Source organism: Bacillus sp. JZ39 (assembly GCF_053903145.1).
In genome coordinates this window covers 3,459,690-3,483,975 of sequence record NZ_CP096389.1, presented here as the reverse complement: position 1 = coordinate 3,483,975, position 24,286 = coordinate 3,459,690, and the positions used below count along the sequence as shown (strand labels likewise).

At 39.5% G+C, this 24,286-nt stretch carries 19 protein-coding genes; 11 read left to right on the top strand and 8 right to left on the bottom strand.

Annotated features, from left to right (window positions below):
* Nucleotides 1-4: 4 nt before the first annotated feature.
* The 4 genes from pgsC (at nt 5) to pgdS (ending at nt 3,179) form a co-directional block, all read left to right on the top strand.
* On the top strand, nt 5-454 hold the full coding sequence (pgsC, locus tag M1D65_RS17825) for a poly-gamma-glutamate biosynthesis protein PgsC (RefSeq protein ID WP_003227889.1): 450 nt from the start codon (nt 5-7) through the stop codon (nt 452-454).
* Nucleotides 455-472: 18 nt separating this feature from the next.
* On the top strand, nt 473-1,615 hold the full coding sequence (pgsA, locus tag M1D65_RS17820) for a capsular polyglutamate synthetase PgsA (RefSeq protein WP_213419166.1): 1,143 nt from the start codon (nt 473-475) through the stop codon (nt 1,613-1,615).
* Nucleotides 1,616-1,629: 14 nt separating this feature from the next.
* Nucleotides 1,630-1,797 (top strand): extrachromosomal elements maintenance protein EdmS, encoded by a 168-nt coding sequence (edmS, locus tag M1D65_RS17815; protein ID WP_003227896.1) that lies wholly within the window; start codon nt 1,630-1,632, stop codon nt 1,795-1,797.
* Between the two features lie 140 nt (nt 1,798-1,937).
* Nucleotides 1,938-3,179, top strand: a complete 1,242-nt coding sequence (gene pgdS / locus M1D65_RS17810; protein ID WP_456270667.1) for a gamma-DL-glutamyl hydrolase — start codon at nt 1,938-1,940, stop codon at nt 3,177-3,179.
* A 33-nt stretch (nt 3,180-3,212) separates the two neighbouring features.
* Here pgdS and ywtE read toward each other — a convergent pair whose 3' ends face one another.
* A complete protein-coding gene (gene ywtE / locus M1D65_RS17805; RefSeq protein ID WP_003227900.1) occupies nt 3,213-4,073 on the bottom strand; it encodes a 5-amino-6-(5-phospho-D-ribitylamino)uracil phosphatase YwtE in 861 nt (286 codons plus the stop codon).
* Between the two features lie 155 nt (nt 4,074-4,228).
* Entirely contained in the window at nt 4,229-5,197 is a 969-nt protein-coding gene (gene tagT, locus M1D65_RS17800; RefSeq protein WP_014478157.1) for a polyisoprenyl-teichoic acid--peptidoglycan teichoic acid transferase TagT, read from the bottom strand.
* A 332-nt stretch (nt 5,198-5,529) separates the two neighbouring features.
* Here tagT and M1D65_RS17795 point away from each other — a divergent pair, with 332 nt between their 5' ends.
* On the top strand, nt 5,530-6,903 hold the full coding sequence (locus tag M1D65_RS17795; protein ID WP_456270666.1) for a sugar porter family MFS transporter: 1,374 nt from the start codon (nt 5,530-5,532) through the stop codon (nt 6,901-6,903).
* A gap of 36 nt (nt 6,904-6,939) precedes the next feature.
* Here M1D65_RS17795 and gerBC read toward each other — a convergent pair whose 3' ends face one another.
* The 3 genes from gerBC to gerBA are packed head-to-tail and all read right to left on the bottom strand — an operon-like array spanning nt 6,940 to nt 10,624.
* The gene (gene gerBC / locus M1D65_RS17790; RefSeq protein ID WP_049140496.1) at nt 6,940-8,064 is read right to left on the bottom strand and encodes a spore germination protein GerBC; all 1,125 of its coding nucleotides are present in this window, start codon (nt 8,062-8,064) and stop codon (nt 6,940-6,942) included.
* A complete protein-coding gene (gene gerBB / locus M1D65_RS17785) occupies nt 8,061-9,167 on the bottom strand; it encodes a spore germination protein GerBB (protein ID WP_038829877.1) in 1,107 nt (368 codons plus the stop codon). The genes gerBC and gerBB overlap by 4 nt, the downstream gene beginning before the upstream one ends.
* Before the next feature lie 5 nt (nt 9,168-9,172).
* A complete protein-coding gene (gerBA, locus tag M1D65_RS17780; protein WP_038829878.1) occupies nt 9,173-10,624 on the bottom strand; it encodes a spore germination protein GerBA in 1,452 nt (483 codons plus the stop codon).
* Nucleotides 10,625-10,889: 265 nt separating this feature from the next.
* Between gerBA and manA the strand changes: the two genes are divergently transcribed.
* A complete protein-coding gene (gene manA / locus M1D65_RS17775; protein ID WP_456270665.1) occupies nt 10,890-11,840 on the top strand; it encodes a mannose-6-phosphate isomerase, class I in 951 nt (316 codons plus the stop codon).
* Between the two features lie 130 nt (nt 11,841-11,970).
* A complete protein-coding gene (gene lytD / locus M1D65_RS17770) occupies nt 11,971-14,613 on the top strand; it encodes a beta-N-acetylglucosaminidase LytD (RefSeq protein WP_456270664.1) in 2,643 nt (880 codons plus the stop codon).
* Nucleotides 14,614-14,672: 59 nt separating this feature from the next.
* On the opposite strand, the gene M1D65_RS17765 is transcribed toward lytD, so the two are convergent.
* The 3 genes from M1D65_RS17765 to tagA form a co-directional block, all read right to left on the bottom strand.
* Entirely contained in the window at nt 14,673-16,001 is a 1,329-nt protein-coding gene (locus M1D65_RS17765) for a phage baseplate protein (protein WP_064671511.1), read from the bottom strand.
* 118 nt (nt 16,002-16,119) lie between these two features.
* Nucleotides 16,120-17,265, bottom strand: coding sequence for a teichoic acid glycerol-phosphate primase (tagB, locus tag M1D65_RS17760; protein WP_456270663.1), 1,146 nt, complete (start codon nt 17,263-17,265; stop codon nt 16,120-16,122).
* Nucleotides 17,266-17,298: 33 nt separating this feature from the next.
* Nucleotides 17,299-18,069: an N-acetylglucosaminyldiphosphoundecaprenol N-acetyl-beta-D- mannosaminyltransferase gene (gene tagA, locus M1D65_RS17755; RefSeq protein WP_003227919.1), complete on the bottom strand. Its 771-nt coding sequence runs from the start codon at nt 18,067-18,069 to the stop codon at nt 17,299-17,301.
* Nucleotides 18,070-18,467: 398 nt separating this feature from the next.
* Here tagA and tagD point away from each other — a divergent pair, with 398 nt between their 5' ends.
* From tagD to tagG, 4 genes are all read left to right on the top strand, one after another.
* On the top strand, nt 18,468-18,857 hold the full coding sequence (gene tagD, locus M1D65_RS17750; RefSeq protein ID WP_003227921.1) for a glycerol-3-phosphate cytidylyltransferase: 390 nt from the start codon (nt 18,468-18,470) through the stop codon (nt 18,855-18,857).
* A gap of 160 nt (nt 18,858-19,017) precedes the next feature.
* On the top strand, nt 19,018-21,039 hold the full coding sequence (tagE, locus tag M1D65_RS17745; RefSeq protein ID WP_456270662.1) for a poly(glycerol-phosphate) alpha-glucosyltransferase: 2,022 nt from the start codon (nt 19,018-19,020) through the stop codon (nt 21,037-21,039).
* 11 nt (nt 21,040-21,050) lie between these two features.
* Nucleotides 21,051-23,291, top strand: coding sequence for a teichoic acid poly(glycerol phosphate) polymerase (tagF, locus tag M1D65_RS17740; RefSeq protein ID WP_032726977.1), 2,241 nt, complete (start codon nt 21,051-21,053; stop codon nt 23,289-23,291).
* A 164-nt stretch (nt 23,292-23,455) separates the two neighbouring features.
* Nucleotides 23,456-24,283, top strand: a complete 828-nt coding sequence (gene tagG / locus M1D65_RS17735; RefSeq protein ID WP_456270661.1) for a teichoic acids export ABC transporter permease subunit TagG — start codon at nt 23,456-23,458, stop codon at nt 24,281-24,283.
* Nucleotides 24,284-24,286 lie beyond the last annotated feature (3 nt).

The window sequence follows — 24,286 nt, the reverse complement described above, 5'->3', positions numbered from 1 at the left end:
AGACATGTTCGGATCAGATTTATACATCGCACTAATTTTAGGTGTACTACTCAGTTTAATTTTTGCGGAAAAAACAGGGATCGTGCCGGCAGGACTTGTTGTACCGGGATATTTAGGACTTGTGTTTAATCAGCCGGTCTTTATTTTACTTGTTTTGCTAGTGAGCTTGCTCACGTATGTTATTGTGAAATACGGTTTATCCAAATTTATGATTTTGTACGGACGCAGAAAATTCGCTGCCATGCTGATAACAGGGATCGTCCTGAAAATCGCGTTTGATTTTCTATACCCGATTGTACCATTTGAAATCGCAGAATTTCGAGGAATCGGCATCATCGTGCCAGGTTTAATTGCCAATACCATTCAGAAACAAGGTTTAACTATTACGTTCGGAAGCACGCTGCTATTGAGCGGAGCGACCTTTGCAATCATGTTTGTTTACTACTTAATTTAATGTAAGGTGTGTCAAACGATGAAAAAAGAACTGAGCTTTCATGAAAAGCTGCTAAAGCTGACAAAACAGCAAAAAAAGAAAACCAATAAGCACGTATTTATTGCCATTCCGATCGTTTTTGTCCTTATGTTCGCTTTCATGTGGGCGGGAAAAGCGGAAACGCCGAAGGTCAAAACGTATTCTGACGACGTACTCTCAGCCTCATTTGTAGGCGATATTATGATGGGACGCTATGTTGAAAAAGTAACGGAGCAAAAAGGGGCAGACAGTATTTTTCAATATGTTGAACCGATCTTTAGAGCTTCGGATTATGTAGCAGGAAACTTTGAAAACCCGGTAACCTATCAAAAGAATTATAAACAAGCAGATAAAAAGATTCATCTGCAGACGAATAAGGAATCAGTAAAAGTCTTGAAGGACATGAATTTCACAGTTCTCAACAGCGCCAACAACCACGCAATGGATTACGGCGTTCAGGGCATGAAAGATACACTTGGAGAATTTGCGAAGCAAAACCTTGATATCGTTGGAGCGGGATACAGCTTAAGTGATGCGAAAAAGAAAATTTCGTACCAGAAAGTCAACGGGGTAACGATTGCGACGCTTGGCTTTACCGATGTGTCCGGGAAAGGTTTCTCGGCTAAAAAGAATACGCCGGGCGTGCTGCCCGCAGATCCTGAAATCTTCATCCCTATGATTTCAGAAGCGAAAAAACATGCGGACATTGTTGTTGTGCAGTCACACTGGGGACAAGAGTATGACAATGATCCAAATGACCGCCAGCGCCAGCTTGCAAGAGCCATGTCTGATGCGGGAGCTGACATCATCGTCGGCCATCACCCGCACGTCTTAGAACCGATTGAAGTATATAACGGAACCGTCATTTTCTACAGCCTCGGCAACTTTGTCTTTGACCAGGGCTGGACGAGAACAAGAGACAGTGCACTGGTTCAGTATCACCTGAAGAAAAATGGAACAGGCCGCTTTGAAGTGACACCGATCGATATCCATGAAGCGACACCTGCACCTGTGAAAAAAGACAGCCTTAAACAGAAAACCATTATTCGCGAACTGACGAAAGACTCTAATTTCGCTTGGAAAGTAGAAGACGGAAAACTGACGTTTGATATTGATCATAGTGACAAACTAAAATCTAAATAAACGGAGTGATAAAGATGAAATTTGTCAAAGCCATCTGGCCATTTGTTGCCGTAGCCATCGTGTTCATGTTTATGTCAGCTTTTAAATTCAATGATCAGCTGACAGATCAGGAAAAACAGAAGATTGATATGGAAATGAATAAAATCCAACAGCAGGAAGAACCGGTAAACGCCAATAAATAATTCAAAAAAGAGAGTGTCTGATGAGACACTCTCTTTTTATTTGCCCAGCATATTCATTCTGTAAAAATATCAAAAAGTCTCTTAACATATTCAAAAAAATACCGATGTTAAAACTGCAAAAAGAGGAGGAGATAATAAAAGTGAACACACTGGCAAACTGGAAGAAGTTTTTGCTTGTGGCGGTTATCATTTGTTTTTTGGTTCCAATTATGACAAAAGCGGAGATTGCGGAAGCTGATACATCATCAGAATTGATTGTCAGCGAAGCAAAAAACCTGCTTGGATATCAGTATAAATATGGCGGGGAAACGCCGAAAGAGGGTTTCGATCCATCAGGATTGATACAATATGTGTTCAGTAAGGCTGATATTCATCTGCCGAGATCTGTAAACGACCAGTATAAAATCGGAACAGCTGTAAAGCCGGAAAACCTGAAGCCGGGTGATATTTTGTTTTTCAAGAAAGAGGGAAGCACCGGTACTGTTCCGACACATGACGCCCTTTATATCGGAGACGGCCAAATGGTTCACAGTACACAGTCAAAAGGGGTTATCATCACCAATTACAAAAAAAGCAGCTATTGGAGCGGAACTTATATCGGGGCGAGACGAATCGCTGCCGATCCGGCAACGGCTGATGTTCCTGTCGTACAGGAGGCTGAAAAATATATCGGTGTCCCATATGTGTTTGGCGGAAGCACGCCGTCAGAGGGCTTTGATTGCTCGGGGCTTGTGCAATATGTGTTTCAACAGGCACTCGGCATTTATCTGCCGCGATCAGCCGAACAGCAGTGGGCAGTGGGCGAGAAGGTAGCCCATCAGAACATAAAGCCTGGTGATGTCGTCTATTTCAGCAATACGTATAAAACGGGAATTTCACATGCAGGCATTTATGCGGGCGCAGGCAGGTTCATTCAGGCAAGCCGGTCAGAAAAAGTAACCATTTCCTATTTGTCAGAGGATTACTGGAAATCGAAGATGACGGGTATTCGCCGATTTGACAACCTGACAATCCCGAAAGAAAATCCGATTGTTTCCGAAGCGACGCTTTATGTCGGAGAAGTGCCTTACAAACAGGGCGGAGTAACACCTGAGACAGGATTTGATACAGCTGGATTTGTCCAATATGTCTACCAGAAAGCAGCTGGTATTTCCCTGCCTCGATACGCAACAAGCCAGTACAATGCCGGAACTAAGATTGAGAAGGCGGACCTGAAGCCGGGAGACATTGTGTTCTTTCAATCAACAAGCTTAAATCCCTCCATCTATATCGGAAACGGACAAGTTGTTCATGTCACATTATCAAACGGCGTGACCATCATCAATATGAACACGAGCACATATTGGAAGGATAAATACGCAGGAAGTATACGGGTGCAATAAAAGAAAAAGACTCCAATCTCTGGAGTCTTTTCTTTATGCATATTGTCCTGAAAGAAGCTGGTCTATAAAGTAGGCCACACCATTTTCGTCATTGCTTTTTGTGACAAAGGTGCTTTTTTCTTTTAATTCATCAATCGCATTTTCCATGGCGATACGGTGTCCGGCGACTTCAAACATGGATAAATCGTTTGGACTATCGCCGATCGCATAGATATCCTGTGGTTCAATTCCGTATAGGTCAGCGAGCTTTGTTAACGCGCGTCCTTTTCCTGACGAGGCCGGCAGGATTTCGATAATATGTTTTCCTGAAGAGGTTTGAGCCAGTTTTTTATGATGCTTCAGTTCTTCCTTCGCTTGTTTCAGCTTGTCCATATCAAAGGAGAAGCAAAGAAGCTTATAAATGTTTTCACTCCCGTCAAAAACCGATTCGATATGAGGGATTGGTTTAATGCCAAACTGTTTGAATTGAGTCATGGCTCCTTGCCACAATTCATCCGTCTGCTCGTTTGGGTTTGCGCTCTTTAGAATGTCAAGCTCCGCGTGCAGCTTAGCTTCGCCGTCAAAAGGAGATAGCAGATGGTCATCTGTATATACCTCAAAATAAATGTTTTTTGAAAGTAAGTAATCAGCAATCGCTTTACCGGCTTCCTGATCCATTAATGTCCGGCTGATCAAACGGTAACCCGTGTCATGGATCGTACCGCCATTAGCTGCAATGATAGGGATGTCCAAGTCATTCAGCAGCGCTTTTACATCAAATGTCGCTCTTCCCGTGCAAATGGTGACGAGGATGCCGGCATCAACGGCCCGCTTGATCGCCTCTCTGTTTTCCGCAGAAATGACGCTTTCTTTATTCAGTAATGTTCCGTCAAGATCAATCGCAATACATTTCATATGTAGGGGAACCTCCTTAAAAATGAAGCTGCTTCGTGTAGTATGTTCAGCTTGCCTGTGAAACATAATCCATATAAATTAAGGCTAATCGTTACTTTGATAATTTTCAATAAGGAAATATGTAAAACGGGATGGCGTAATCGCCATCCCGTTCATTATACACCTAAATCGTTTTGCAGCTCTTCTTTAACTTCCTGCAGCTTTTGCTGATTCAATTTGAAATAATAGACTCCGGCAGGTTCATAATCATAACCCGTCAGCTGAATAGACTCAACTGATTTCAATGAAGTGATGAACGGGAACAGGCCGATGGCATCTTTAAGAGATAAGTTCATTTTTAAATTTTGCCCCATCGTATCCACAATATCATCATAAGCCGGAATTGAGCTCAATGATTTTGATTTATCTATAATGGCGCTCAGCACTTCCATTTGTCTTTGCCCGCGTAAAAGGTCACTGTCCGCTTTACGTGTTCTTACGTAAGCGAGCGCTTCTTCCCCATCAAGCGTATGTGTTCCTTTTTGAAGAACGACTTTACCTTTTGTATCTTTTTTGATTTGCTGAATGACTTTATCGCTTTTTACAGTTACTTTGACGCCATTTAACTCGTTTACGACGTCTTCAAAAGCCGTGAAATTGCTTTCTACGACATAATCGACTGGAATATCCAGCATTTCTTCAACTGTTTTCACAGTTAAGTCAACGCCGCCGTAAGCGTGAGCATGTGTGAATTTATCATACCCGTGGCCTGGGATGTTTACATAGGCATCACGCGGAATGCTCAGCATTTTAGCTGTTTTTTCTTTCCGATTAAATGTAACCAGCACATTCGCGTCACTTCTTGCCTGATCGACGGTCTCGCCGTTTTTCTCCCTGGCATCAATTCCTAAGAGCAATACAGAAAATGAATCTTTTCCAGGATCAAATTCTTTGATCCGTTTTACGGATTGTTCTCCGCGTGCAAGACTGACGTGAGCTTCCTTAGAAGCATTGTTCAGCTTTACAAAAGCGTAGGCGCCGACAGAGCCTGCCGCAATGACTAGAAAAGCCATTAAACCGGCAACAACTTTCACCCATTTTTTTAGTTTTCTTTTTTTCTTTCTGCGCTGTGATCGTTCTTCCATATATCAATACCTCACGTTTCTTTAATATTTGAAGCGTACCATTCTATTTGCCATGGGGCAACTCCTCGAAAGACATTTTTCGATAAATATTCCTATATTTATAAGTTCTTGTTTTTGAAAATTGATAATGATGATGTGCTGAATCACCTTATATTGGACGCCGCAGCAGGTAAAATGTTTCAGTGACATTGAAAAAAATACAAGTAAATGATTGGAAAACCTATGATCAGCAAAATAAAAAGGTTTAATAGCCGGAAAAAGAGGCTAAAAGATTTCTAAAAAAATCCCACAGACAATGTCATTGCAGCTGATGGAGAAAGGGAGTCATTTTTATGAAAAAGCAGTCAAATATATGGCTTTATTTTTTCGGAGCTCTTGGAGGCGCGTTATATGGCTATGATACCGGAGTGATTTCCGGAGCTATTTTATTTATGAAAAAGGAGTTAGGCTTAAACGCGTTTACAGAAGGTCTTGTTGTCAGCTCCTTGCTGGTTGGGGCGATATTAGGCTCAGGAGCGGCCGGCAAGCTGACTGACCGTTTCGGAAGAAAAAAAGCAATTATGGCAGCCGCGCTGCTGTTTTGTATAGGCGGTCTTGGTGTGGCACTGGCCCCAAATACGGGAATCATGGTGCTGTTTCGCATCATTTTGGGACTTGCAGTCGGAACATCGACGACAATCGTGCCCCTTTATTTATCTGAACTGGCGCCAAAACATAAACGCGGGGCGCTGTCATCACTGAATCAGCTGATGATCACGGTCGGCATCCTTCTTTCTTACATTGTCAATTACATATTTGCCGATGCCGAAGCGTGGCGCTGGATGCTTGGATTGGCTGCTGTGCCGTCATTGCTCTTGCTCATTGGCATTTTGTTTATGCCGGAGAGCCCGCGCTGGCTGTTCACGAATGGCGAAGAAAGCAAAGCGAAGAAAATTCTTAAAAAATTGCGTGGCACAAAAGATATTGATCAGGAAATACATGATATAAAAGAAGCGGAAAAGCAGGATGAAGGCGGCCTGAAGGAGCTGTTCGATCCATGGGTGCGCCCAGCGCTTATTGCAGGTTTGGGACTCGCTTTTTTGCAGCAATTTATCGGAACGAATACGATCATCTACTATGCGCCAAAGACCTTTACAAACGTCGGATTCGGAAACTCCGCTTCGATTTTAGGCACGGTCGGAATCGGCACAGTCAATGTTGTCATGACATTAGTAGCGATTAAAATCATCGACAAGATTGGAAGAAAGCCTTTACTGCTATTCGGGAATGCGGGAATGGTGATCAGCTTGATCGTTCTCGCTTTAGTAAATCTCTTTTTCGATAACACTCCGGCTGCCTCATGGACGACCGTCATTTGTTTAGGCGTGTTTATCGTTGTCTTTGCGGTCAGCTGGGGACCTGTTGTGTGGGTGATGCTTCCTGAATTGTTCCCCCTTCACGTCAGAGGAATCGGGACCGGTGTTTCGACCTTAATGTTGCACGTTGGGACACTGATTGTTTCACTAACCTATCCAATATTAATGGAAGCGATCGGAATCAGTTATTTATTCCTGATTTATGCCGCGATCGGTATCATGGCGTTCTTATTTGTTCGATTTAAAGTGACAGAGACAAAGGGAAAAAGCCTTGAAGAAATTGAGCAGGATTTACGGGACAAAAACGGACAGGGAGGAGCGGCCGGAAAACAGCAGACTGTCGGAACATAAAAAAGGGTGCGCGATCATGCGCACCCTTTTGATTGCTTACTTTCCCACCGTGCCAAAGTTAATGATTTTAAAAGAAATATCGTACTTAAAATCAGCCTCAGAAAATATTTCATCCCAATGCCCTTTTACTTTATTCCAGTAGTCAGGGTGTTGAATCCTTATGTGGTCTGATAAAAAGACCGGATCGGTTTTATACTCGTGCTGCAGTTTATCCATTACCTGCTTTACGTCTCGTTCAAGCTTTTTCTCAAAAATGTTCTCCAGCCTGTGCAAATATCTTTTGCTAAAGGAGTTTTCATTCGGGTTTTGGTCTTCTGTCAGGATGCCCTTTGTTTTAACAGAAATCTGAAAGACAGGCTTTCCGTTTTCAATGACGGGCTTAATTTTCGTTTTCGACTTTTTAATTTCAAACGTAATCGGATGTCCTTTATCTGTCGTTGGCATGACACCGCCTTGGATCGTCCCCATGACCCATGTCAGTGTTTGGGTTTCATCAGCTGAAAGAAACCCAACGAGTTTATTGCTGCCTCTTTTGATAACGCCTGAACCGTCATACTTGGCTTTTCCCTTTTGGTTTTTCACGGCTTGAATAAGATAACTGTACCCGTTCTGAGAGTATATAGATGCTCTGCCGATGCGCAGCGGTATCATAATCTTACCGTTATATCCGCTGTGAGTTGTCAAATCAATCAGTTTTTCTGAGGGCATCGGCTGCTGCTGATTGGGGTTTCCTTTTGTGAAAACATCAGCTGCATTCCCTCGGGCTGCCATCAAATAGCTGCTTCGCCGCAGCTCATCATCCCGGATAAAGTGGTTGAAGACTTGGTCTACATTTTGATTCCTCATCAGTTTTTCTCCCAAAAGAATCACTTTTAAATGATCGCTATAAACAGGAGGGTCCTTGATGGATACGTCACTGACTGCTTCCAGGATCGTTTTCCCGTAGGACGTCACATTAACAAATTCGGGTTTTCCGGATGATTGGCTGTCTTCGCTTTGGGGAAGAAGGTTTTGATACGTCAGTTTGTACTGGTGATCATCTGTCTCATCAATCGCCAGCCCTCTGGCAAAGGATAGTTTCTCAATATTTTTAACATCCCAGCACCCGCAGAGAACCTGCAGCATTAGAAACATGACTGCGAGTTTTGTTGCTGTTTTCATTGCAGCTGACTCCTCCCAAGTTTTTTCTGTACCCAGCTTAAAAGCCAGACGAAGAATGGAATTGCAATCACAATTAAGAAAGCATATCCAAGAAGCGTCCCGTAATAAAACACGTCATTCAAGTCCTTGGGATACATCGTTATGAAAAACGTCGCAACCAGCATTGCAGTCAGCAGCCAAGCATTGTTTTTATTTTTTAGATGAAAGATTTCCGTTAACCCGATATGGGCGCCTTTGAAGGATCCGAGCATACAGGTAAATTGCTGAGCTGTCCAGGTCAGCTGTAAGAACAAATCAAATCGTTCAATAAAAATACCCGGAACCTCTAATGCGTGGATGAGGGAAATGGTCGGCCATGTCACCGTTTTTGCCTCAGCCACAGTCATACAGCCAATCACAATGAACAAAGTAATGCTGTAGAACACTGTAGAAGTCCCGATCCCAAAAGCAACAGCCTTTTTCGCTTGCTTCGGATCTCTCATAAATGGGACGAGATAAAAGATGATTTCAAATCCTGAGAAATATAAAAGTGTTTTTGGGAATAAAGAGAAAAAACTTTGATAGCCTCCTTCAAAAACAGGCCGGATAAAATCGAACTGGAACAAGCGAAAGCTGAACATCAAAAGCATCATAAAAATAATAAGGGTTATAGGAAAAATATAAGCGTATACTTTTGCAATTGAATAAACGCCTCCGCCCACATGATAGATGGCAACTGCAAGAAATATAAACACCACAACTGCCATTGGCGTATTTTTTAACAAAAAGAATCCGACAACCTCTCCCAAAATCCGAGCTTGAAAGCAAACAATCCCAATGAAATATAGACAGATATATAAATTCAATAGAAAGCCGATGAATGTTCCAGCTACAATGCTGTTGAGCTTAAAAAGGGTTTTTTCGCTGTTTTTTTGAAGGAAAGGCAAAAAAAGCAGAACAATGATAATAAAAATAACGCCCTGCAGCAGTATCATAAGCCATCCGCTCGGACTGCCGGTTTCGGCAGCTGAGCGGGGAAGGGTCAGCACCCCGGCACCGATCAGTGTGCTGCTGATCATAATGAGCGTCTGCATAAATGTCAGTTTATGCTCTGATTTCCTCATAGCCATCACCTTTGTCTGATGTTATCTTCGGGATCGTTTCGTGTCGGTCTTCTTTTTAAAAACATCGTGGGAATACGGATGACTGTGTCTTTCAAATCCTGTCCAGGCTGCGCCATGATCGGGATAATGTAATCCTGTCCAAAGCTTTTCAGGCGCATGAGATGGCCGATCACAAACAGATAAACCATTATAACGCCATACATGCCAAGCGCTGTTGCACTTATCATAACCCCGATCCGAATGATCCGCAGCGGAAAGTTATAGGCGTATGAAGGAACGGTAAAGGATGCCAGTGCTGTGACAGAAACGACAATGACCATAAGCGCACTGACAATTTGTGCCTGAACAGCTGCCTGTCCGATGACGACCCCGCCGATAAGGCCAATTGTCTGTCCAATCGGCTTAGGCAGCCTTAATCCGGCTTCTCGAATCAATTCGATCGTAAAGATCATGATAAAGGCCTCTATAAAAGGAGGGAACGGTACGTTAAGCCTGCTGCCTGCAATGGAAATGGCCATTCTAGTCGGCAACAGCCCGGTGTGAAAAGAAACGAGAGAAATATACAGACCGGGCAAATAAATGGTGATCAGGATGCTGGAATAACGAAGAAGGCGTACAAGTGACATTGGGATCCAGCGCTGGCTGTAATCATCGGGCGAATGAATAAATTCGTCAACCGTAGCCGGTACAATCAAAGCAAACGGCGTACCATCCACTAATATGGATACTCGTCCTTCTAATAGAGCAGCCTCTACACGATCTGGCCGTTCTGTACTTAAAATCGTGGGGAAAATTGAAAATGGTTCGTCTTCAATCAGCTGTTCAAGCGTCCCCGATTCCGGCAAATTATCTATATTGACTGATTTCAGCCTTTTAAACACTTCTTTGACGACATAATCGGGGGCGATATCCTGAATATAAGCGACAGCGATTTTCTTTTTCGTCCTTTTTCCGAGTGTCATTTCTTTGATGACAAGATTAGGGTCACTCGTCCGTTCACGTATAAGCGCAGTGTTTGTCCGCAGTTTTTCAATAAATCCTATTTTAGGGCCGCGTTCCACGACTTCGGAGGAGGGTTCATCAAGACTGCGTGTTGCGACTGACTTTGTGTCGAAAGCTAATCCTCCGCGATAGCCATCAGCGAGCAAAATGGCTTGACCTGAAAAAACGAGTTGCTCTATTTCTTTCATTGTAGAAACAACGCTGTGGTGAAAGCCGAAAAAAAAGGCGGATAAGTCTTCAATCGAGCTTTCCTTATGGGCTAACGCCTCTTTTTGTAAAGGAGAAATGACGTATTGCGCCAGCATTTTATTCTCTGTCAGACCGTCAATATACAGTAAACACGCCTTTTGTCTGCTATCTCCGAAAGCAAATGTATAAAACATCATATCGTCGTTTTGTCCCAATGTTTTTTTCAGTGTGTTTAAATTGTTCTGGAGATCAGAGTCGATTTGCATAGTTTCTCTCCTTCGTAAACAGATTGACGGTTTTTATTAATTTGTATCAAAAAAGGAGAATTATTCTTATCGAGGAAAAGGCTGAAACAAAGCTTCTTTTCGACGTGATATAATAGATAGGAAGCGTTTTCTTTGAAGGGGTAGTGAAAAGATGATGCTTTGTACATATGTTGTCATCGGAAAAAAGACAGCTTATACGGGCGTTTGTAAGAGGGGCGCACCGGGAAAATGATGATCAGTTATTTACAGGGGAGGGGTACGGATCATGACGCAATCACCGATTTTTCTAACGCCTGTGTTTAAAGAAAAAATCTGGGGCGGAACCGCTTTACGAGATAGATTTGGATACAGTATTCCTTCAGAATCAACGGGGGAATGCTGGGCCATTTCCGCTCATCCAAAAGGACCGAGCACTGTTGCAAATGGCCCGTATAAAGGAAAGACATTAATCGAGCTTTGGGAAGAGCACCGTGAAGTATTCGGCGGCGTAGAGGGGGATCGGTTTCCGCTTCTGACAAAGCTGCTGGATGTGAGGGAAGATACGTCAATTAAAGTTCACCCTGATGATTACTATGCCGGAGAAAACGAAGAGGGAGAACTCGGCAAGACGGAATGCTGGTACATTATCGACTGTAAGGAAAACGCAGAAATCATTTACGGGCATACGGCCCGCTCAAAAACCGAACTTGTCACAATGATCAACAGCGGTGACTGGGAGGGCCTGCTGCGAAGAATCAAAATTAAACCGGGTGATTTTTATTATGTGCCGAGCGGAACGCTGCATGCATTGTGCAAGGGGGCCCTTGTTTTAGAGACTCAGCAAAATTCAGATGCCGCATACCGGGTGTACGATTATGACCGGGTTGATAGCAACGGAAGTCCGAGAGAGCTTCATTTTGCCAAAGCGGTCAATGCCGCCACGGTTCCCCATGTGGACGGGTATATAGATGAATCGACAGAATCAAGAAAAGGAATAACCATTAAAACATTTGTCCAAGGGGAATATTTTTCGGTGTATAAATGGGACATCAATGGCGAAGCTGAAATGGCTCAGGATGAATCCTTTCTGATTTGCAGCGTGATAGAAGGAAGCGGTTTGCTCATGGATGAGGACAAAACATGTCCGCTCAAAAAAGGCGATCACTTTATTTTGCCGGCTCAAATGCCCGATTTTACGATAAAAGGAACTTGTACCCTTATCGTGTCGCATATTTAAACTTAATCTCACTTCGAGATTAAGTTTTTTTTTATTAGAAAATGGAAGTGATTCACCTATAAATGAAGCATGCGCGTGCCGATAAATAAACTAGTTTTATATACTCATAGAATAAGAAAGAGGAGAAGGAATGAAAAAGAGACTAATCGCACCTATGCTTCTATCCGCCGCGTCCCTTGCCTTTTTTGCCATATCTGGTTCTGCCCAGGCAGCCGCGTATACCGACTACTCACTATATAAAGTAGAGCCGTCGAATACGTTCAGTACAGAAAGCCAAGCCTCACAAGCTGTCGCCAAACTGGAAAAAGATACTGGCTGGGATGCATCCTATCAGGCTTCAGGCACAACAACGACCTACCAAATTTCCGCCTCAGGCATTCATAGCGAATCAGAAGCGAAAGCAATACTGAGCGGACTCGCCAAACAGACATCGATTACAGGAACGTCAAGTCCTGTTGGAAGCAAACAGCCATATGTCACCATCTCTTCAGGTGCCATCTCCGGAGAAAAACAGGCCAACACTATCCTAGCAAAGCTGAAACAGGAGACGGGAGTGGCTGGCGCTGTAAAAGCTTACGGAGCAGCTCAGCCCTATATGAACGTCATGACATCAGACATTGCTGATGAGACAAAAGTCAAGGCGCTTATCCAGAGCCTGGCCAAGCAAACGGGGATTAAAAGCTCGTATCAGCCCATCACACACACGGTGTCTGTCACAACCATTCAGTCTGGCACAATCGTGGGAGACAGCAGAGCAGCGCAGATCAAAAACGCCTTCCAAAAGGAATCTGGGCTGCAGGCATCATTAAAGGAAACAGTGAAAGGGCAAGCCTATTATACGTTCACAACTGCTGCCATTTCAGGTGAAGCGAATGCCAAGACTCTATTGCAGCAGCTGAAACAAAGCACTGGCATCACAGGCAGCTACAAGTCCATCAATCAAAAAACAACCGTTGAGTCATACAATGTCCAATCAGCTTATTTCAAAGGACTGAATACAGTAAAGGATGCCATCAACCAAATCAAGAAAAACACCGGCGTATCCGGCAGTTATCAACAGGTTGGAAAAAGCACATCATATACCGTGAATATGAAGGGGATAACAAAACAGCAGCTCCAAAAAATAGACACTTTCTTTAAAAAGAAAAAATGGCATTACACGTCATCCAGCGTCAAAAAAACGACAACGTCTGCAGCTTATCAAATCACGACGGCAAAGATTTTAGGCGAGCAGCAAGCAAACAAAGCAGCAGCCTTCTTTGCTCAGAAAAAAGTAAAAGCTGCAAAAACAGCAGCTGGATCAACAGCAGAAAATCAATATCAGCTCATTTCAGAAGAAACATCAGATCAAGCAAAGGTCACAAAGGGTTTGAACATATTAAAGAAAAATCAGCTGAGTGCTTCTGCGAAATCCGTCAAAAAACAAATAGCTGACACGTTTAAAATCACAACCGAATCTCTGCTTGATCAAACGAAAGTCAATCAGGCACTCACGTTTTTCAAATCGAATCATATATCAGCAGCAAGCCAGAAAACCGGTCAGACAGCTGCGAGCAGCTACCAAATCACAACTGAAGCTATCATCAGCCAAGAAGAGATTGACCGCGTTTTAACATTTTTCAAACAAAATAAAATCGCAGTCACAACATCAAAAACAGGCCAGACTGCATATACACAATACAAAATCGTGACAACACAGCTCAGCAGCAAAACAGCATTGAACAATGGGTTAACCTATCTTAAATCGAAAAGTGTAACCCCGAGCTATACAACGAAAAGCAATACGCTTTTTAAAATCAGCGTAAATGAGCAGTTCACAGGCAATGATACAGCTGCTGCGGCATCAACGAAGCTAAAACAATTATACGGATGGACATCATCTATCGTGAAGATCAAAAACGGCCCGCAAATCATGAAAACAAATTACAATCTCTCGCTTCGTGATATGGTCCAAAAACAAATGACAGTAAGTCCGCAAACAGACGGAGCGGCTTACGTATCGCTCACGTACATTAATACAGCAACATCAACCGTTACGGCTGATGTACTAAATATCCGGTCAACGCCGGAAGTCAGCCCGACAAACGTGATCGGCCAATTTAAAAAAGGCGATAAAGTGAAAATCATCGGACAGATAAACGGCTGGGCTAAGATCAATTTGGGCTGGCGAAACGCAAGCAGTGATGAAGTAGTTCAATACGTGGATCCAAATAACTTTACCAGAGACAGCAAATACTACTTCCAATTTCTCAAGCTGTCACAGACAGCGGGCCTCAGCGTTACTGAGGTCAATCAGAAAGTGCTTGCGGGTAAAGGCATCCTGACAGGGAGAGCAAAGGCATTTATCGATGCCGCCAATCAATATAGCATCAACGAACTGTATTTAATCTCACACGCTCTTCTGGAAACAGGAAACGGGACATCCGCCTTAGCCAATGGATTAACCTATAACGGAAAAACCGTATACAACATGTATGGAATTGGAGCATACGACAGCAATCCGAATTACTACGGAGCCAAATATGCGTACGAACAGGGCTGGTTCACACCAGAAGCGGCCATTATCGGCGGAGCTAAATTCATAGGCTCATCGTATATCCACAACACAGCTTACAATCAGGACACACTGTACAAAATGAGATGGTCAGCTACAGCGACACATCAATACGCAACTGACATCGGCTGGGCGTACAAACAAGTAAACCGCATGTACAGCCTGTATTCATTGCTGGACGGCTATACACTTTACTTTGATGTTCCGGAATATCGATAAAAAACTTAGAAAGTTGCAAATAGGCTGTAGCTATTTAATAGCTACAGCCTATTTGTATATCACACCTCAATCTTGTCCGCAACAATCATAAAAATACTCATTCTTGAAGCATTTGAGATGGCTGCATCATCGGGTCTGATTTTTGTACTCCCTTTCATAAAACCTATTTCAAGCACATTTGATTTTTCTCCGCCGGCAAAATACCAGGATCCCATTCGGATATCCTTTTGTTTTAAGCGGAAATCTCCTTCTATCGATTGATGCAGTAAACTAATATAGCGTTCATTTAATGTGACTTGCAAGTTTCCATCTGCATTGATAGTAATATTTCGGACTAAATTTGATGTGTAAGATGGTAAATAACCTGAAGTCGGAACCATCCATTTTTTGTTTTGAGCATTATACTCTAAAATGAAGGTTTGAATAAATGGTTGAAATCTTTCCGGAGGTGTATCTTGGTGCCCCACGGTTTTTAATAAAGGGGATCGAAGCATAGGTACATGATTCATGAAGTTTTCATAAGAATGGTATGCATAAATTCTGCTTATACGATTTCCTTCTTTTCCACTTGTAATTCCCACCATTAATGATTTTGCCCCAGTTTCAGGATTGGTGTACATACAGATCCCTTCCGGTTCACGGAAGTTATTCTCATATCTAGTGGACAAGTCTTTGCCAACAGTAATTTCTTTTTGCACCACTATTTTATTATCGGAATCAAATACAGTTATGAGATTCGGATAGCTTTTGCTGTTTGTATCTCCTGTATACCAATATAAATAACCGTCATCTAAAAAGAAACCTTGTAAATAATGAAGTTCGTCAGGAATGTTAATAGTATAAAGAGGATTGTTTTTATTTGCTATTGCATCGTCCAGGTTAAAGATTGTCACCCACTGTTTATTATTATTATTTTTTGTATCGTATTGTCTAATTGCCAACTGTCTATTCTTCATATCAAGAGCAGGTGTAACCCTATGATCGAAAGGCATATTTGAGAATCGCTGAAGTTCTTTAGAATTTTCATCTAAAGTCGCGCCTGCTTTATATGGGAAACAAACTAATTCACTTTTATCTGTTTCGTTTGGTTTATCGTATAGAGACCAAATATAAATGGTGCCATTACGGTTTTCAATTCCTATATTTGTACCATGACCTCCATGTTTCAACAGCATGCTGTCTAATTGTAAACCTTCAAGAGATAGACGAGTTATGCGATAGCTTTGGGTGTTGTCTTTTCCTAATCCACTTGCGACTTGGGTTGTATAAATTTGGTGGTTTTTCTCATCGAAATTGAATGATTGAAGTACGGTTTTGTCTGCTACACGTAGTTCAGTAAATAATTTTGGCGTGATGTTGGTGAAATCAAACAGTTCTTTTCTTCTCATAAATTTACCACCTCTATTATTATTTGCTGCCATAAGCAACTAATTACATTAAAGCAAACATACGTTCGGTAGTCAAGAGAAAAAGAACACTTGTTCTTTTTTGAACAAGTGTCATCATTTAGCTTATTAAATTTTCGATGAAATTCAATAAATTTTGGCTTGAATTCCCATCAGAATACTTATTCCATCTATCGGAAAAAACTTTTATTTTGGAATAATTAAATGGGGTTTGAATTTCATTTATTAATGATTCACTGTCATAGCAGGCTCTTCCAGGTATTATGGAAAGATAATTATCAACCAATCCCCGCTTCTGTTGATAAAGTTTTAAATCATAAGTATAAAAAAGAATGGGTTTATTTAAAATCGAAAATTCAAAGGGAACAGAAGAATAGTCAGTGATTAATATGTCTGCAGCCATGAGTAGATCAAACAAGGCATAGTTAGAAACATCTTTAATATAATCACTGGAAAATTTAATATCAATATTGTTCTGAATGGCGGGATGCAGCTTAACAAATAAAACATATTCTTCTTTTAACTGATGAATTAATTGTTCTTCTGTAAAAGGCAATTGAATTGATTGCATATTATAATCTCTAAATGTTGGTGCATAGAGGATTATTTTTTTTCTTTGTATGTTTAGAGTATCTGAAATTTTTTTCTTGTTTTCTCGGTAATAAGGGTCTGTTAAAGGTACACCTATTTTTAATAATTGGTTATCCTTTATTCCAAATGATTTCTTGAAGATATTTGCCATCTCTTCTGAGCCAACAGTTAAATAATCATACGAACTGTATACTTTTTGGAACCTTTTAATATCAGTTTTCGTCCGTTGCATGTTTGTAATGTCTTCCAAACCAAATTTTTTGAGTGAGCCATTTGCGTGCCATACTTGGATACATTTCGTTTGCTTCCGCTTATTTAACACACTTGTTAATAGAAAGTAATTATCTGTTATGATCACTTTACTGTTAAACATTAGGTATACAGCTTTAATGAGATGGATAGGATTTTTTTCTTGTAATAAATATGCATCTACATTCGGGAAGCTCTCGGCAATAGAAGAGGCCTGTTGGGTATACAGGATGTTAAGTTTATAAGAGTATTGTCCTTGTTCATATTCCTCCAGAATCGCTTTTGCGTTTGCTTCGAATGAGATCAGGAGGGTCACTTTGCTTTCAGGTTTCACCCACTGCAGAAAAAAGGCGATTGCTGATAAAAAATACAAATAGCAATTCGCCAGTAGTGATCTTATTTTCATTTTTATCATCCATTTATTTGAAAGTTTTCGTTTTTATATCTGTTTTGTATGATCTTTTTCAGGCTTTGGATAGAAAGTTTTTTTGTTTTTTTCTTCTTTTAAAACCGTTAAAGCATATTTTGGGATGCTAAGCATTCTTTTCCATCGCCATGGATTCAAGATTAAACGGTAGAACCATTCTAAATTTAAACGTATCATCCAGGAAGGGGCCCGTTTGACATTACCGCTAAATACATCAAAGCTTCCTCCTAGACCTATAGATACGGCTTTAGGGAACAAGTGTCTGTAGTTATGAATGAATTTCTCTTGATGAGGATACCCTAAAGCTACGAATACCATGTCAGGATTTGCTCTTGCAATTTGTTTTGCCACTAGGGTGCGATCTTGAACATAACCGTCTGAATAACCTGCGATTTTAATGTTTGGATATTCAGAAGAAATTTTGGATACAACACCTTTTATAACATCTTTCTTCGCACCGTACAGAAATATGCGTTTTTTCTTCTTGTTAGCAACGCCAAGAAGTTCTTTAAAAACATCGTAGCCTGCGATTCGGGACTGAAGCCTGTTGTTAGTCAAACGTGACATCATGACTACACCGATCCCATCAGGCAAAATGAAGTTTGAAGAAGATAGTACATCAAAGTAGTCCCGATCTTTAATAGCTGCAAATGCAATTTCAGGGTTGACTGTGGAAATGACAGCACCAATCTTTTGATCAATATAATGTTTCTCTAGGTAATCGATAAATGATGTTAAGTTACTGTTAACATAAGGAATATTGTGAATAGTCTCTGTTTGCATGTCTGGCTCCTCCTTCCTTTAAGATTCTATTTATATAGTTAAAAACCGAGAGTTTCTAAAAGCAAATCAAGCTACCTTATATTTTAACATAAATCTTCAACAAAGGATTAACATTATCTTTACATTAAATTTAAATATGTTTCCAATTTTACAATTGAATGAACGAATGAACAACAGACCTTGGTGCCAATGGAGTCTGAGTGTAATTACATATTTTGGAATGTTTTTCTCCTCATGAGTACTTAACCTTTTTTAGGCGGTATGCTATAATTAATGATCAGTGAAGACATACGAGAAATATGTCGATATAAGGAATACAAACAGGTTTTTAGAATTTAATCGCTAACGTCAGTAGTGTTTTTAATAGTGTTTAACATTAGGAAGGAGCGTTTCTTTAAATGAAAAAAGTTATCACATATGGAACTTTTGATTTACTGCATTGGGGTCACATTAAATTGCTTGAGCGTGCAAAGCAGCTTGGTGATTATTTAGTTGTTGCTATTTCAACGGATGAATTCAATTTACAAAAGCAAAAAAAAGCTTATCACAGCTATGAGCACCGTAAATTAATTTTAGAAACCATTCGATATGTGGACGAAGTCATTCCTGAAAAGAATTGGGAGCAAAAAAAGCAAGATATTATTGATCATAATATTGATGTTTTTGTTATGGGGGATGACTGGGAAGGTAAATTTGACTTTCTCAAAGATCAGTGTGAGGTTGTTTACCTCCCAAGAACAGAAGGCATCTCTACAACAAAGATCAAAGAGGAAATTGCTGGTTTATAATTTAGGATCCTGATATCATTGGTTCAATATCTAATTAAAGTACTTCTTATTGAAATAAGAAGTACTTTTTGATGCTTACATTGATTTTTGTGACTAAAGTATCCGGATAGATATAAATTTCAATGATCATATATTCTAGATGCCGAAAGGGAGTAAAAAATTGTCTTTACATGCGGTGAGTGAATCTAATATAAAACAAATTCCTGACATGGATTATTATTTTATCTCTGGTGGACTGCCAAGTAATTATGGCGGTCTGACGAAATCATTATTATTGCGTTCAAAATTATTTGGAGAAGAGTGTAACCAAAACACCTTTTTCTTAACGTTTCGTTTTGATTTAGAGTTGTCTTCAAAAATTGATGAATTGTACAGCAACGGTAAGATTGATAAAAAATTCACAAGTGTTATTAATCTATTCGATGATTTTTTAAGTGTTAGAACAAATGGGAAAAGATCATACGAAGAAAGGATAGGCCTTGACCAGATAAAAAAGCAAGTTGGAATGGGGAAATTTGCAAAAACTGTGTCAAGATTGTTTGGTAAGAAGAACAATGAAATGTCTGTAGTTTACTACGGAGATGGAGAAACTATCCGGTACGTCGACTATTGGAATGATAAAAACCAGCTCATAAAGAGAGAGGAATATACGAAGAACGGAAACTTAGTTCTCGTTACTCATTATGATGTGCAGCTAAACAAGATGTATCTGCAGGAATATATTAATGACCAAAATCAAGTATATTTAGACAAACTCTATGTATGGAACAATGAAGAAAAAGATGTTCAATTATCTCATATTATTTGGTACTCCCTTGAGGGTGAGATAAAAGTAAAAGATGAATCGGAACTGCGTCAATATTGGATAGAATATCTGCAAAAACAAAATGATAAACCTAAGTTGTTTTTAGTGGACAGCAGACCGCAAGACAAACATGTCTTTAAAGTGAAAAAATCACCTTCTTCCTATTATGGAGCAATTATTCATAACAAGCATTACGGCAGCAATAAATATCAAATTAAGGGTCGCTATAAAGAAGTATTTAGTCAGATGTATAATTTGGATGCTGTCTTTTTTATAACTGAGGAGCAGCTAGAAGATTTTAAATTGATTTCAGGGGAACAAGAGACGTTTTTCTTTACTCCGCATACAATTGATAAGCCTCTTGATCCCGCTGTATTGAATGTGCCGAGTGAAAAATACAAAGCTGTCATTATTTCAAGACTTGCATCTATGAAAAATCTGATACATGCAGTAAAAGCATTTAGTTTAGTCGTGAAAGAAATTCCTGAAGCAAAACTTGATATATTCGGATCGGGTGAAGATTTCGAAAAAATAAAAAAAGAAATTGAAGATACCAAACTGCAGAACAATGTCTTTTTGAAAGGCTATACGGATAACCCTGACTCAGAGTTTCAAAAAGCTTGGCTAACCATTTCAACCTCTCATTTTGAAGGGTTCGGTCTATCAAATATGGAGGCACTGAGCAATGGATGTCCAGTTGTAACATACGATTATGATTACGGAGCAAGGAGCTTAGTTACTGACGGAGCAAATGGATATGTCATTGAACAGTATAATATAGAGAAATTGGGTCAAGCTATTATCTCTTTGATGAAAGATGAAAGTACTCATCAAAAATTTTCAGAACAAGCTTTTAAAATGGCTGAAAAATATTCAAGACCCAACTATATTGAAAATTGGGCTTTTGCTCTTAATCAGATGATTGAGGTGCGAATAGAAAGAGAGAAGTTCTCTAAAAAGGTTGGAAAAAAAGATCCTTCTATTAGTTCCTATACTGAGGATTTTGATAAAACTAAAATAGAAATTGACATTGAGAATTTTGATCATAATGATATTAAAAAAATAAGTTTAGTGGGCTTGGACAGAAAGAATAAGGCTGAAATTATTTCAACAAACTTACAAAATGATCAACTGTTTGTAATTGATCTCGAAAAAGATGTAAATATTGAAAAGATAGCTGCTAATAAAACCCAAGTTATTGATTTTTATATTGTTTTCAATGCAAATGGCCATATTAAAACAATGCGAAGACTTTCGAGTGAAGAAACAAAATTGTCAGGAAACAGTATAGATACTAATAATGGCTATAGAGTAGAGCCCTATACAACAGTTAAAGGCAATTTCTCTTGGAGGGTCAAGGAAATAAAAGAGAGTTAATATTTTGGGTAATGTCCTTAGTAGTTGACACTAATAAAAGGAAGCAAAAAGGAAAGAGCTTTTATACAGAGGAGCAGAAAAAAGTAATGATTGAAAACACTGTGATTAAATGTATTTTGAAAAGCTTGAAAAACAATTTAGGAAGTCTTGAATTGTTAATCTCAATTGATTCAGAACACCAATTTTTAGAGGATTACCAGTTATTTTTAAAGCTGAAAGAGAGACGTTCAGGAACGGAATCTGAATTTCCGCTTCAAAACACTGGCTCATTAGAGTATAAAACTGAGATAGATGCTCATGTTTTGCCTATGCCTGTTGAAATGGGACAAACATATGATTTTTATGTCGAATTTCGAAAAAAATATGAAGATGCGGAGCAGGAACCACTCTTGAAGCGTCTTTCTGCTGAAGTAAATTCAATTGAGCGCGCCTTTCATGTCGATCAAACCACAGAACTTTTGATTTTACCTTATACAACTGATAAAGGCAACTTTTCTATTAAGGTGAAAAGAGAGGCCAAAATCATCAGATTTGATCAAATCGAGATTAGCTCTGAAGAAATAAGCATAACAGGTTATGCGGGGTACCTGAGTTCCGAAAATCAATATCGGATAAAAAACTTGAACCTTATTTTAAAAAAGGGTGGAGAAACACCTATTGAGGAAAAATTTCCAATCAAGCTAGAAAGAAAAACACATGGCCTGGAAAACATGAGAGCAGATGGTTTTGTTCCGGAACTGTATGATTTTGAAGTGAAAGTGCCTTTGAAAGAAATTCCTTTCTCAAATGAAAAACGTTATGTTTATCGTCTTTTTATGGAGTATATATGCAATGACGATGAAGGAACGGATATTCAGTTCAACAGCACTGCTCTTGTTTTAGGAGATCGAAAAAACAAATTAAAAGGATTAGTAAGTATTATTAAAACAAACAACGCACCAGTTCGTTATGAAGTCTTTAAGAAAAAGAAAAAGCAGACTCTAGGTATCAGAGTAAACGACTATAGCCTGAAAACAAGGATTAAATACTTTATTAAAGGAAAGAAGAAGAGATTAGTATCAAAAATAAAAAAGATCACAAAAATGAGAAACAAGTTAATCACTAAAACATACAAATCTCTATTCATGATGGCTAGCAGAATGCCAGTTAAAAGGAAAACAGTCATTTTTGAAAGTTTTAATGGGAAACAATACAGTTGTAATCCGAGGGCGATTTACGAATATATGCGGGAAAACCACCCTGAGTATAAAATGTATTGGAGTGTAAATAAACAATATTCAGCGCCTTTTGATGAAAAGGGGATACCTTACATTAATCGCCTCTCATTAAAATGGCTCTTCGCTATGGCAAGAGCTGAGTATTGGGTTGTTAACAGCCGGCTTCCATTATGGATTCCGAAACCTAGTCATACAACATATTTACAAACATGGCATGGCACGCCTTTAAAAAGACTTGCAATGGATATGGAAGAAGTCCATATGCCTGGTACAAACACCAAAAAATATAAAAGGAATTTTATCAAGGAAGCTTCTAATTGGGATTACTTGATTTCCCCAAATGGTTATTCAACTGAGATCTTTACACGGGCGTTTCAGTTTAACAAGACAATGATTGAATCTGGATATCCTAGAAATGATTTTCTTCATAATGATAATAATGAGGAAACAATATCATTGATAAAGAGTAGGTTAAATATTCCTCGTGATAAAAAGGTTATTTTATATGCCCCAACATGGAGAGATGATCAGTTTTATGCAAAAGGGCGTTATAAGTTCGATCTCGATTTAGATTTGCATCAACTTAGACAAGAGCTTGGAAATGAATATATCGTAATCTTAAGAATGCATTATCTGGTAGCTGAGAATTTTGATTTAGGTCCTTTTGAAGGATTTGCATATGATTTTTCTGCTTATGAGGATATTCGAGAATTGTATATGGTTTCTGATTTGCTGATTACTGATTATTCTTCAGTATTCTTTGATTTTGCAAATTTAAAACGGCCAATGCTATTCTTTGTCCCTGACATCGAGACCTACCGGGATAAGTTGCGTGGTTTCTACTTTGATTTCGAAAAAGAAGCTCCTGGTCCTTTGGTAAAAACTACTGAAGAAACGATTGAGGCTATCAAGCAGATCTCATCGCCTGATTATAAGCTTCCGGTTTCTTTTGGTCCTTTCTATGATAAGTTTTGCTATTTAGAGTCAGGACGTTCATCTGAAAAGGTTGTTAATACTGTATTTAAAGCTGAATAATTTAGGTTATTTTATAAAATGTATAGCTGTCGATATTTCGGCAGCTTTTTAGATACTTGTTGAGAAGTGAAAAAAAATGCAGGATCTGTTACAATAATCAGCGGTGCTTTCAAATTTTTAAACAGAAAGATTCCCAAAAACAATTAAGTCTAAGGAAGATAAAAATGAATGATCTGTTGCGTATACTCAGAGAGCAAATAACGTCATTTCCTTTAATTTTAAGATTGGCGGCTTATGAAACCAAGTCTAAATATCAAATGAATTATTTAGGTATCTTATGGCAGTTCTTAAATCCGCTTATCCAAATGCTGGCCTACTGGTTCGTATTTGGTATGGGGATTAGAAAGGGCGGTCCTGTGACAACCGGAGCGGGCGAAGTGCCTTTTATTATTTGGATGCTGGCAGGATTAATCCCATGGTTTTTCATCAGTCCAACTATACTTGATGGATCAAATAGTGTATTTAAGCGCATTAATATGGTGGCTAAAATGAACTTCCCGATTAGTTCTCTACCGTCCGTGGCCATTGCATCTAACTTATTTAGTTATATGATCATGATGGTGATTTATATCATTGTACTCCTAGTTAATGGTGTGTTCCCGAGTGTGCATTGGTTACAATATATTTATTACTTCATCTGTATGATTGCTTTTATGTTTTCGTTTAGTTTGTTTAACTCAACGATCAGTGTGCTGATTAGAGATTATCAATTTTTGCTGCAGGCCGTAACAAGACTTTTGTTTTTCTTGTTGCCAATTTTTTGGGATGTTAATGCGAAACTCGGTCAAAGCCATCCCGAATTAGTGCCTGTTCTGAAGTTGAATCCACTATTCTATATTATTGAAGGATTCCGGAACAGCTTCTTAGATGGAGCATGGTTTTTCCATGACATGAAGTACACGCTGTACTTTTGGTTGTTCACATTCCTTTTATTGTTAGTAGGTTCCATCCTGCATATGAAATTCAGAGACAAGTTTGTTGACTTTCTTTAATAC

Excerpts from the sequence above, each read along its gene's own strand:
- tagF (WP_032726977.1), top strand. The coding sequence starts at position 21,051 with ATGTCCTTAGTAGTTGACACTAATAAAAGGAAGCAAAAAGGAAAGAGC.
- tagD (WP_003227921.1), top strand. The coding sequence starts at position 18,468 with ATGAAAAAAGTTATCACATATGGAACTTTTGATTTACTGCATTGGGGT.
- tagG (WP_456270661.1), top strand. The coding sequence starts at position 23,456 with ATGAATGATCTGTTGCGTATACTCAGAGAGCAAATAACGTCATTTCCT.
- gerBA (WP_038829878.1), bottom strand. The coding sequence starts at position 10,624 with ATGCAAATCGACTCTGATCTCCAGAACAATTTAAACACACTGAAAAAA.
- M1D65_RS17765 (WP_064671511.1), bottom strand. The coding sequence starts at position 16,001 with ATGAGAAGAAAAGAACTGTTTGATTTCACCAACATCACGCCAAAATTA.
- M1D65_RS17795 (WP_456270666.1), top strand. The coding sequence starts at position 5,530 with ATGAAAAAGCAGTCAAATATATGGCTTTATTTTTTCGGAGCTCTTGGA.
- tagA (WP_003227919.1), bottom strand. The coding sequence starts at position 18,069 with ATGCAAACAGAGACTATTCACAATATTCCTTATGTTAACAGTAACTTA.
- manA (WP_456270665.1), top strand. The coding sequence starts at position 10,890 with ATGACGCAATCACCGATTTTTCTAACGCCTGTGTTTAAAGAAAAAATC.
- pgsC (WP_003227889.1), top strand. The coding sequence starts at position 5 with ATGTTCGGATCAGATTTATACATCGCACTAATTTTAGGTGTACTACTC.
- tagT (WP_014478157.1), bottom strand. The coding sequence starts at position 5,197 with ATGGAAGAACGATCACAGCGCAGAAAGAAAAAAAGAAAACTAAAAAAA.
- gerBC (WP_049140496.1), bottom strand. The coding sequence starts at position 8,064 with ATGAAAACAGCAACAAAACTCGCAGTCATGTTTCTAATGCTGCAGGTT.
- tagB (WP_456270663.1), bottom strand. The coding sequence starts at position 17,265 with ATGAAAATAAGATCACTACTGGCGAATTGCTATTTGTATTTTTTATCA.
- pgsA (WP_213419166.1), top strand. The coding sequence starts at position 473 with ATGAAAAAAGAACTGAGCTTTCATGAAAAGCTGCTAAAGCTGACAAAA.
- gerBB (WP_038829877.1), bottom strand. The coding sequence starts at position 9,167 with ATGAGGAAATCAGAGCATAAACTGACATTTATGCAGACGCTCATTATG.
- lytD (WP_456270664.1), top strand. The coding sequence starts at position 11,971 with ATGAAAAAGAGACTAATCGCACCTATGCTTCTATCCGCCGCGTCCCTT.
- edmS (WP_003227896.1), top strand. The coding sequence starts at position 1,630 with ATGAAATTTGTCAAAGCCATCTGGCCATTTGTTGCCGTAGCCATCGTG.
- ywtE (WP_003227900.1), bottom strand. The coding sequence starts at position 4,073 with ATGAAATGTATTGCGATTGATCTTGACGGAACATTACTGAATAAAGAA.